Origin of the sequence: Flavobacterium sp. W22_SRS_FK3 (assembly GCF_052113665.1) — a bacterium.
Taxonomy (GTDB): Bacteria; Bacteroidota; Bacteroidia; order Flavobacteriales; family Flavobacteriaceae; genus Flavobacterium.
In genome coordinates this window covers 1-9,954 of sequence record NZ_JBGQOF010000044.1, presented here as the reverse complement: position 1 = coordinate 9,954, position 9,954 = coordinate 1, and the positions used below count along the sequence as shown (strand labels likewise).

Sequence of the window (9,954 nt, the reverse complement as noted above, 5' to 3'; positions counted from 1 at the left end):
CGCCAGCGTAGCTCAGTTGGCTAGAGCAGCTGATTTGTAATCAGCAGGTCGTGGGTTCGAGTCCCTCCGCCGGCTCAGATTTTAAACCATCACTTTTTAGTGATGGTTTTTTTTTGGGTAATCTGAAAAGGACAATTTTAATTGATCATGTGCAAAGTAACGGCTTCATCCTTAGTAATTTTAAAAAATTATAACATTAATTTTCTTATGTTTGTTACTTAACCAAAAAATATACAAATGGAAGAAACTTCAGTTTTTGAAAAATTTGAGCTGCATCTCGAACAATCTGCAAAAGACTTTTTAAAAGAAACCGCAAAATGGGCCTATTTTTTATCTATACTTGGATTTATAGGTGTTGGAATTATGGTTATTATAGCTTTGTTTGCCGGTACTCTTTTTTCAACCCTGGGGAGTACGGTTCCTGGAATGGGTAGTGTGGGAGGTTCTTTTGGTGTGATGATAGGAGTTGTTTATTTTGCTCTGGCAGGAATTTATTTTTTTCCAGTTTATTACTTAAATAAATTCGCAGCAAATGCAAAAAGAGCTTTTAGAGAAAATGATTCGGAAGCACTGACTAATTCCTTTGAGTATTTAAAATCACACTATAAATTTATTGGAATATTCACTTTATCTATTATGATATTATATGGATTGATATTAGTATTTGCAGTTATTGGGGGATTATTATCTTAATAATTGCTGTTTAAGGTATAAAAAAAACGTCCTGAATTTTTCAGGACGTTTTTGGTTGTGCGGAAAAACAACTTTACTAATGCGCTTGCAACCAATCTTTGCCCAGGCCTAATTCTACTTCTAAAGGAACTGCCATTATAAAAGCATTTTCCATTTCGTGTTTAATCATAGGCTGGATTTTCTCTAATTCGTCGTTGTGTACATCAAATACGAGTTCATCATGAACCTGAAGCAGCATTTTTGATTTCCAGTTTTCTTCTGTCAGTTTTTTATGAATGTTGATCATTGCGATTTTTATCACATCGGCAGCGCTTCCCTGAATGGGTGCATTGACAGCATTTCGTTCAGCGGCACTTCTAACTACAGCATTTGCTGAGTTAATATCTTTTAAATAACGACGACGGCCTAAAATCGTTTGTACATAACCTTTTTCCCGTGCAAATTCAATTTGCTCATTAATGTAAGATCTTAATCTTGGATATGTTTTGTAATAAGCTTCTATCAAAGCCGCACTTTCGCTTCTTGATAAAGAGGTTTGGTTGCTTAATCCGAAAGCAGAAACACCGTAGATAATTCCGAAGTTTACCGTTTTAGCATTGCTTCTTTGCTCGCGTGAAACTTCTTCCAATGGCACATCGAAAACTTTTGCAGCAGTTGCTTTATGAATATCTTCTCCATCCTGAAAAGCTTTAATCATATTTTCTTCACCACTTAGAGCCGCAATAATTCTTAATTCAATCTGTGAGTAATCCGCAGAAATTAAAGTATGATTTTCATCGCGGGCTACAAAGGCTTTACGAATCTGACGACCTCTCTCGGTTCGAATCGGAATGTTTTGCAAGTTGGGATTATTAGAGCTTAAACGTCCTGTTGCTGCTACCGTTTGCATATAATCTGTATGAACACGCAAGGTTTTTTTGTCAACTTGTTCCGGTAAAGCTAAAATATAAGTACTCTGTAATTTAACCATTTGTCGCCAGTCCAGAATTTCTTTTACAATTGGGTTGTCGTTGGCCAAGTAGGTCAAAACTTCTTCACCTGTTGCGTATTGGCCTGTTTTGGTTTTCTTTTGTTTTGCTCCTCCAATTTTTAGTTTATCAAATAAAATATCTCCCAATTGTTTTGGAGAAGCTAAATTGAATTTCTCGCCAGCACTTTCGTAGATATTTTGTTCTAAAGTTTTAATTTCAAAATCCATTTCGGTAGACATTGCTTTTAAAAACTCCACGTCCAAACGAATACCTTCTGTTTCCATAGCAGCCAAAACGCTTACTAACGGAATCTCGATTTCGTCAAATAATTTTTTGGTTTCGGTCTTGTCTAATTCAGCGGTGAAAATTTCTTTTAATTGGAAAGTCACATCAGCATCTTCTGCAGCATATTCTTTAATGTCTTCAAGCGCAACGTCGCGCATCGAAATTTGATTTTTCCCTTTTTTTCCAATTAAGGTTTCAATAGATTTAGGAGAATATTTTAAATAGGTTTCAGATAAAATATCCATATTATGTCGCATATCCGGATTTATAAGATAATGTGCAATCATGGTATCAAAAAGCTTTCCTTTTACGTTAACGCCATAATTCGAAAGGATTTTTAAATCGTATTTTAAATTCTGACCAATTTTTTCTATGTTTTCATTCTCAAAAAATGGTTTAAATTTGTCTACTAAAACCTGAGCTTCTTCCTGGCTTTCCGGAAACGGAACATAAAAAGCTTTTCCTTTTTCATAAGAGAAAGAAATGCCAACCAATTCTGCATGCAAGGCATCTAAGCCAGTTGTTTCAGTGTCAAAACAAACCGAAATCTGCTTTTGTAGATTTTGCAACAGTAATTTAATTCCCAAATCACCTTCAATAGCCTGATAAGAGTGGGGTGTGTTTTCTAAAGTATTGTAAAACGAAGTTCTTTCTTCAGTGTTTTCGTCTATTGTTGCACCGCCTCCAAAGAGATCAAACTGATCTTCATTTTTAGGTTGTGGTTTTTTATATAATTTGGCTTCGTCACCTTTACTGGCTAATTCATTACCTCCGCCAACTTTGAACAAATTGTCAAATTGTTCGGCCATTCGTCTAAATTCCAATTCCTGAAAAATAGCATCAGTTTTTTCAATATCCGGACGTGAAAGTTCATAATCGTTTTCATTAAAAACAACATCACAATCACATATAATAGTAGCCAGTTTTTTAGATAAAATTCCTTTCTCTTTATTGGCTTCGATGTTTTCTTTCATCTTACCTTTTAGTAAATGCGTATTATCAAGAAGATTTTCCATCGTACCAAATTCTTTAAGGAATTTTTTAGCGGTAACTTCACCAACTCCCGGTAATCCAGGAATATTATCGACAGCATCTCCCATCATCCCAAGAAAATCAATTACCTGATCAGGTCTTTCGATTTCAAATTTTGCCAGAACTTCGGGAATACCCCAAATTTCAATACCATTTCCCATTCTCGCAGGCTTGTACATGAATATATTTTCGGAAACTAATTGTGCAAAATCCTTATCGGGAGTAACCATAAAAACTTTGTAGTTCTCTTTTTCGGCTTGTTTGGCAATGGTCCCAATTAAGTCATCCGCTTCACAACCTTCAATTTCAATAATGGGAATATGCATGGCTCTTAATAAATCCTGAATATATGGAATGGCAATTTTAATCGCCTCAGGTGTTGCGTCACGGTTGGCTTTGTATTCGACAAACATTTCTGTTCTCACATGACTTCCGCCTTTGTCAAAAGCTACGGCTAAATGGTCCGGTTTTTCACGTTTAATAACATCCAAAAGCGAATTCATGAAACCCATGATTGCTGATGTATCCATTCCTTTTGAATTAATTCGGGGATTTTTTATAAAAGCATAATAACCACGAAAAATAAGTGCATAAGCATCTAGAAGAAAAAGGCGTTTTTGAGTTGACATAGAAAAAATATTAGTCTGTAAAAATAAGCAATTGGGTTTTAAAAACTAATTTGTTATTTGAAATTATGCAATGCTTAATCTATAATTTAATAAACGAATTTAGATTCTTGTAAAAGGCGTTGTTTCTAGTTAAAATTTTGATAATGTTCAGTTGTAAAATATCCTTTATTTGTTACTTTGCTTAAAACTAAAATTAATGATCTTTCGTTTTGTAATTCTTTGTGCTCTTTTTTTATTTATTGAGTTCTATTCCTATCAAGCCTTTCGTACTTTAATTAAGCTAAGATGGGCATTGATTGGTTATCAGGTTGTAAGTTTAATTCTTCTGGCTTTTATTATTTACTCATTTACACAGTTTGATCGTTCCGTTGGACAAACAAAACAAACCATGTTTACAATGGGTTTAATGTTATTGGTTTATGTACCAAAAATTGTTCTGACACTTGTAATGTTTGGAGAAGATATTTTTAGAATAGGGGCAAGTCTTTTAAATTATTTCATGTATAATGCGCCAAGAAAAGAAATGATGCCGGATAGGCGTAAATTTATCAGTCAGATAGCTTTAGGTTTGGCGGCTGTTCCTTTTTTGTCTTTGATTTATGGAATTTTTGAAGGTAAATATAACTTTAAAGTATTTAAGCAAACGATTTTTTTTCCTGATTTGCCAGATGCTTTTGATGGATTTAGAATTACTCAGATTTCAGATGTTCACAGCGGAAGTTTTGATAATCCACAAAAAATAAATTATGCCATTGATTTAATTAACGAGCAGGAATCAGATATGATCTTATTTACAGGTGATATTGTGAATACACACGCTAAAGAAATGCATCCATGGTTGACTACTTTTAACCGAATAAAAGAATATAAATACGGAAAATTTTCTATCTTAGGGAACCATGATTATGGTGAGTATGTTACCTGGCCTTCAGAAAAACAAAAAGACGAAAATTTTCAGGAAATAAAGAGCCTTTATGGACAAATTGGATTTAAATTGATGTTGAACGAGCATACTTATATCCAAAAAGGTAATGATAAAATCGCATTGATTGGAGTAGAGAACTGGGGTGTGAATTTTAAGAAAGCGGGAGATTTAAATAAGGCATCACAATATGTTAATCAGGATGATTTTAAAATATTAATGAGTCACGATCCAAGTCATTGGGATGCAGAAATTAAAGAACATCCTAAAAACTTCCATTTAACATTGTCAGGCCATACCCATGGAATGCAATTTGGTATAGAAATTCCTGGATATTTTAAATGGAGTCTGGCACAATATATTTATAAGCAATGGGCGGGTCTATATGAAAATGTTGGACGATATGTTTATGTAAACAGAGGCTTTGGGTTTCATGCTTATCCCGGACGAGTTGGCATCATGCCTGAAATCACAGTCATTGAACTAAAAAAAGGTAAGAATGTGGCTTAATTCGGTAAAAATGCTACATTTGTATAACGATAATCTCTTTTTGTAGATTTAAAAATTTAAATTTTTGGTTTTATGTCAAAATTTGGAGAACTAATAAATGCTCAGGTCCCTGTGTTAATTGACTTTTACACAGACTGGAATGAATCGTCAGTTTCTATGCATCCTGTAATTAAGGATGTTGCGGCTGCGCTTGGTGATAAAGCCAAGGTAATTAAAATTGATGTTGATAAAAATCAGGAATTGGCTGAAGCTTTACGAATTAAAGGCCTTCCTACTTTGATGATTTATAAAGAAGGACAAATGATCTGGAGGCAGTCCGGAGAATTGGATGCGAATACTATTATCGGAATTGTTCAGGAACAGTTATTAGGCTCATAAACATTTTCTTTCTTCCATCATAGGTGTTGTTAGTTAACAACATCAAATACAAATCCATTTTCTTTCAGAAAACGTAATGTTTTAGGTAACGCAAATTTTAAATTTTGCGACGCTTTTATACTGTCATGAAAAACAATTACGCTCCCTGATTTTACATTTTTAGTTACATTTTGCAGGCATTTTTCAGGAGTAATGCTTTGATCAAAATCGGCACTTAAAACATCCCACATTACTATTTTGTAACCTAAATTTCGTAAAATTTTAGACTGAGCCTTTTTGATTTTTCCATAAGGAGGACGAAATAATAGGCTGCTCAGTTTTCTGCCTGCTAATACAGCAGCACAGTTTTTTACATTTTCAATATAATCGTTAGTCTTGCTTTTCCATCCATTTGCATGGTTCATTGTATGGTTGCCTATAGAATGTCCCTCTGCAATTAATTTTTCAAATAAGGAAGTATTTGCGTTAATGTTTTTTCCAATGCAAAAAAAGGTTGCTTTTGCATCAAATTTCTTTAATTCGGATAAAACCCAATCCGTAATTTCAGGAGTTGGTCCATCATCAAATGTGAGGTATATTTTCTTTTCTTTGTTTGGAATGTCCCAACAATATTTAGAAAATATTCTTTTTATGAATGAATTCGTTTTGACCCAATAAAAGCTCATTTTGAAAAATTTAGAGATATGTAAAATTAAAAAATGCAGCGCTATTTATCTAATAGTGCTGCATTTTTTTAATCAGTATATTTTTCGTATATTATTCTTTTTCACGGCCAAAACGTTCAAACATGTTTACATAAGTGTTAAAGATTGTTTTGTGATTATTATAAAAAGCCAAATCTTTGTTTTCTTTCATAACTTGAAGAAGGCTTCTGTAACGTTCAATATCAGTTATGATATCAATGGCTAAATCAGATTGGTCACCACCGCTTAAAGTTGCATAATAATTAAGATTTTCTTTGTATTTCTGAACTAACTTATTCAGTAAATCACGTGCTTTTTCTTTTTCGCCAACTTTATAATAACCGCCGGTAAAAGGTTCTACTAAAGAGTAATATCCAAATTTGTCTAACGGCATTTTTGTAATTGCCAAATTGATGATATTTTTAGCTTTATCTATTTTGCCTTCAACAATAAGCTGATCCATTAAACGTGAAAGGTTCGTTCTGTAAGTGATGCTGTTTCTTCTTGTTTCAGGATCATGATAGATTTTATCACTTTCGCTATTTCCCCAATCCCACTTCATTACAATGTCATACATTTTATCTGCATCAATTTGCCCCATGTCCATTGGGCCTCTGTCTTTTGAAGGACTGTTTTTGATTGGAACTAATTTGTATGCCATTCCATCAAGCTGTAAGTAATCTTTTAGCCATAGATAGTCATCATCGTCAAAAGCTCCTCCACTAAAATAAATTGGTCTTTTCCAATTGTTATTAGCTAAAATATCTAACATCATTAGTCGATTTTTATATATCGCACTTCCTTTGATATCAATATCCATATACGGAACGATAGAGTCATTGTATTTAGGATTGACTACCTTGTTTTTGATAATTGTGTTTTTATCAATCGAAATTCTAATTTTATTTGTTGGGTAAAAATGTATTGTCTGCCCGTTTTGTAGTCCAACTGTTGATTTAGGGTTTTTAATAAAACTTATAAAATCATTAATGTCCCAACGGGTTTCTACTTTTGGAATGTGTGCGACATAATCTAATTTATCACCTACATATTCATCATGTGAAAAAGATATTGGTAATGGGTCAGACTCGTATGCTTTGGACTTCATTTGATCAATATACCAGTCGGTCATGAAAAGACTCGTATTTACGATTTTAACATCGGTTCTAATATGCTCAATTTCCTGAGCATACCATAACGGGAAGGTATCATTATCTCCTATAGTAAATAAAATGGCATTTTTATCACATGATGTTAAATATGCTTTTGCCATTGCAACAGCTGTATATTTATTAGATCTGTCATGATCATCCCAGTTTTGAGAAGCCATTAAAACTGGAGCTGCTAATAAGCTTGCTGCAATGATAATCGGGCCTGCAATTTTTGGAGCAAGATATTTTTGAATAGTTTCATATAAAGAATATACTCCGAAGCCTATCCAAATTGCAAAAACATAAAACGAACCTACTAGCGCATAATCTCTTTCGCGAGGTTCAAAAGGTCTTTCGTTCAGGTAAATTTTAAGTGCAATTCCTGTGAATAAAAATAATGCCAAAAGAACATAAAAGCTTTTAAGATCTTTATTTGCATGGTACATAAGACCAATAAGGCCTAAAATAAACGGCAAGAAAAAATAAACATTTCTTCCTTTGTTATTTAAAACATCTGAAGGTAATTTGTCCTGAGAGCCCAAATGAAATGAATCTAATGGCTTAATTCCGCTAATCCAGTTTCCATCCAGATTATCGTATTTTCCCTGAACATCGCTTTGACGTCCAGCGAAATTCCACATTAAATATCTCCAATACATGTATCCAAACTGATATTCGAACATAAAGCTAAAATTGTCAACGGCTGTTGGTTTTTCGATAATTAAATAATCTCCATAACTTCTTAAAAATTTTACGTAACCTTCGTTGTCAATTTGTTTTTGGGCATAAGCCTGTCTAAATTCATGGACTGTTTTTTCAACTTCATTACGCAGTTGTGCAATAGCTTTGCTGTATTCCTCTTCACTTAATTGATTGGCATCAATTCCGTATTTTCCTAAATCATCTTCATAAGGGTAATTAGGATTTATTTTGAACTGAGGAGGATTTGTGAAATTGATGTAATTTTGAATATGTCCAGTTTCTGTACTCCACATTCTAGGCAGAATCGTTTTTTGATTGTCATCACTATTCTGTTCTGCATTTTTATAATTATTGGTAATAATGTATTTTCCAGTTTTATAATCTCTTTCATAGTTTGGTTTTTTGTCCAGATAAGGGTTTTTTTCATCCAATCCGGCAAAAACTTCTGTATATTGAGGCCCGTAAAACAATGGATTCACGCCATACTGTTCACGATTATAGTATGCCAAAACTTCTATTGCGTCTGATGGTTTGTTTTCGTTGATAACTGTATTGGCATTTGCACGTACAGGCAGCATCATCCAGGTAGAAAAACCAATTAAAATGAATAGGATGCAAAGAATAATAGTATTATAGAAAATTAATCCCTTTTGTTTTGTGAATTTTAACCCAAAATAAAAGAAAGCAATAAAAAGCAAAGCAACAAAAATGGTTCCTGAGTTAAATGGCAAGCCCATGCTATTTACCATAAATATTTCTGTTTTACCAAAGAAAGCCATGGTTAACGGTAAAAGCAGTTTGAAAATGAATAGTAAAATTCCAATAACAACAATGTTTGCTATGATGAAATTTTTGATGGTCACCTTTTCGTAATGCTTAAAATAGTATAAGAAACCTATTGAAGGAATGGTTAATAATGCCATAAAGTGAACACCAAATGAAAGACCAATAACAAGTGAGATGATTAGTAGCCATTTATTCCCTTTTGGTTCGTCCATATCTTGCTCCCAACGTAATCCTAGCCAAAAAAGTAAGGCAATTAATAATGAAGCCATGGCATAAACTTCTGCTTCAACAGCATTAAACCAAAAGCTGTCTGAAAATGTATATGCTAAAGCTCCAACAAAGGAACTCCCTAAAATTACAATTGAATTATTTTGATCGATTTCAGCAAAACGGGCAACAATTTTTTTTAAAATCATTGAGGAGGACCAAAACAGGAATAAAATGGTAAAAGCACTAGAAAAGACAGACATCATATTTACCATCAATGCAACATGTTGATCGTCGATTGCAAACATGGCAAAAAAAGCACCCATCATTTGAAATAAAGGTGCTCCGGGTGGATGACCAACTTCAAGTTTGGCGGCTGTAGCAATATATTCGCCACAATCCCAGAAGCTCATTGTAGGTTCAACAGTTAGTGTGTAAGTAATTAAAGCGATTGCAAATGCAAACCAACCAATAATTGTATTCCATTTGTTGAAATTGAATTGTGCCATATTTAGATGTTAAAATTTTGTATGTTTTCTATCCTACAAAGAAAATGTTTTTTTATGTAAAGAAACCAGCATTAACATAAAATTCTACAAAACTATCTTTAAAAAGTAATGTATTGTTTATGAGTTGCTTGGGGTTGTGATGAGATTTTTGAAGAAAGAAAAAATAAAATAAATGATTTTTTTTGGTCAAAAAGTTTGCGTAAACTAAATAAACCCTTAAATTTGCACTCGCTTAACAGTATTTGCTGGTCTATGGTGTAATGGTAACACAACTGTTTTTGGTGCAGTCTTTCTAGGTTCGAGTCCTAGTAGACCAACATAAAAGCCTCTCAAACGAGAGGCTTTTTTTATGCAAAAAAGTTTGGTTTAAATTTGGATAAATTAAATAAAGTTCTAATTTTGCACCCGCTTAACAGTACTGCTGGTCTATGGTGTAATGGTAACACAACTGTTTTTGGTGCAGTCTTTCTAGGTTCGAGTCCTAGTAGACCAACAT

At 33.4% G+C, this 9,954-nt stretch carries 6 protein-coding genes and 3 tRNA genes; 6 read left to right on the top strand and 3 right to left on the bottom strand.

The genetic code is table 11. The features are described 5' to 3' along the window. Window position 1 precedes the first annotated feature (1 nt). Window positions 2-75, top strand: a tRNA-Thr gene (locus ACEN2I_RS19720). A 162-nt stretch (window positions 76-237) separates the two neighbouring features. After that, entirely contained in the window at window positions 238-693 is a 456-nt protein-coding gene (locus tag ACEN2I_RS19715; RefSeq protein ID WP_441767797.1) for a hypothetical protein, read from the top strand. 76 nt (window positions 694-769) lie between these two features. On the opposite strand, the gene polA is transcribed toward ACEN2I_RS19715, so the two are convergent. After that, window positions 770-3,610, bottom strand: a complete 2,841-nt coding sequence (polA, locus tag ACEN2I_RS19710; RefSeq protein ID WP_441767796.1) for a DNA polymerase I — start codon at window positions 3,608-3,610, stop codon at window positions 770-772. Between the two features lie 196 nt (window positions 3,611-3,806). Here polA and ACEN2I_RS19705 point away from each other — a divergent pair, with 196 nt between their 5' ends. Both ACEN2I_RS19705 and ACEN2I_RS19700 read left to right on the top strand, forming a co-directional pair. Continuing rightward, on the top strand, window positions 3,807-5,042 hold the full coding sequence (locus ACEN2I_RS19705; RefSeq protein WP_441767795.1) for a metallophosphoesterase: 1,236 nt from the start codon (window positions 3,807-3,809) through the stop codon (window positions 5,040-5,042). Between the two features lie 72 nt (window positions 5,043-5,114). Next, window positions 5,115-5,420, top strand: a complete 306-nt coding sequence (locus tag ACEN2I_RS19700) for a thioredoxin family protein (RefSeq protein WP_441767794.1) — start codon at window positions 5,115-5,117, stop codon at window positions 5,418-5,420. A 29-nt stretch (window positions 5,421-5,449) separates the two neighbouring features. On the opposite strand, the gene ACEN2I_RS19695 is transcribed toward ACEN2I_RS19700, so the two are convergent. Then, window positions 5,450-6,085, bottom strand: coding sequence for a polysaccharide deacetylase family protein (locus ACEN2I_RS19695; protein WP_441767793.1), 636 nt, complete (start codon window positions 6,083-6,085; stop codon window positions 5,450-5,452). A 91-nt stretch (window positions 6,086-6,176) separates the two neighbouring features. Then, a complete protein-coding gene (locus tag ACEN2I_RS19690; protein WP_441767792.1) occupies window positions 6,177-9,458 on the bottom strand; it encodes a glycosyltransferase family 117 protein in 3,282 nt (1,093 codons plus the stop codon). Between the two features lie 246 nt (window positions 9,459-9,704). Between ACEN2I_RS19690 and ACEN2I_RS19685 the strand changes: the two genes are divergently transcribed. Beyond that, window positions 9,705-9,775 (top strand) — tRNA-Gln (locus ACEN2I_RS19685). A gap of 105 nt (window positions 9,776-9,880) precedes the next feature. After that, window positions 9,881-9,951: transfer RNA gene (locus ACEN2I_RS19680), tRNA-Gln, on the top strand. Window positions 9,952-9,954: the final 3 nt, after the last annotated feature.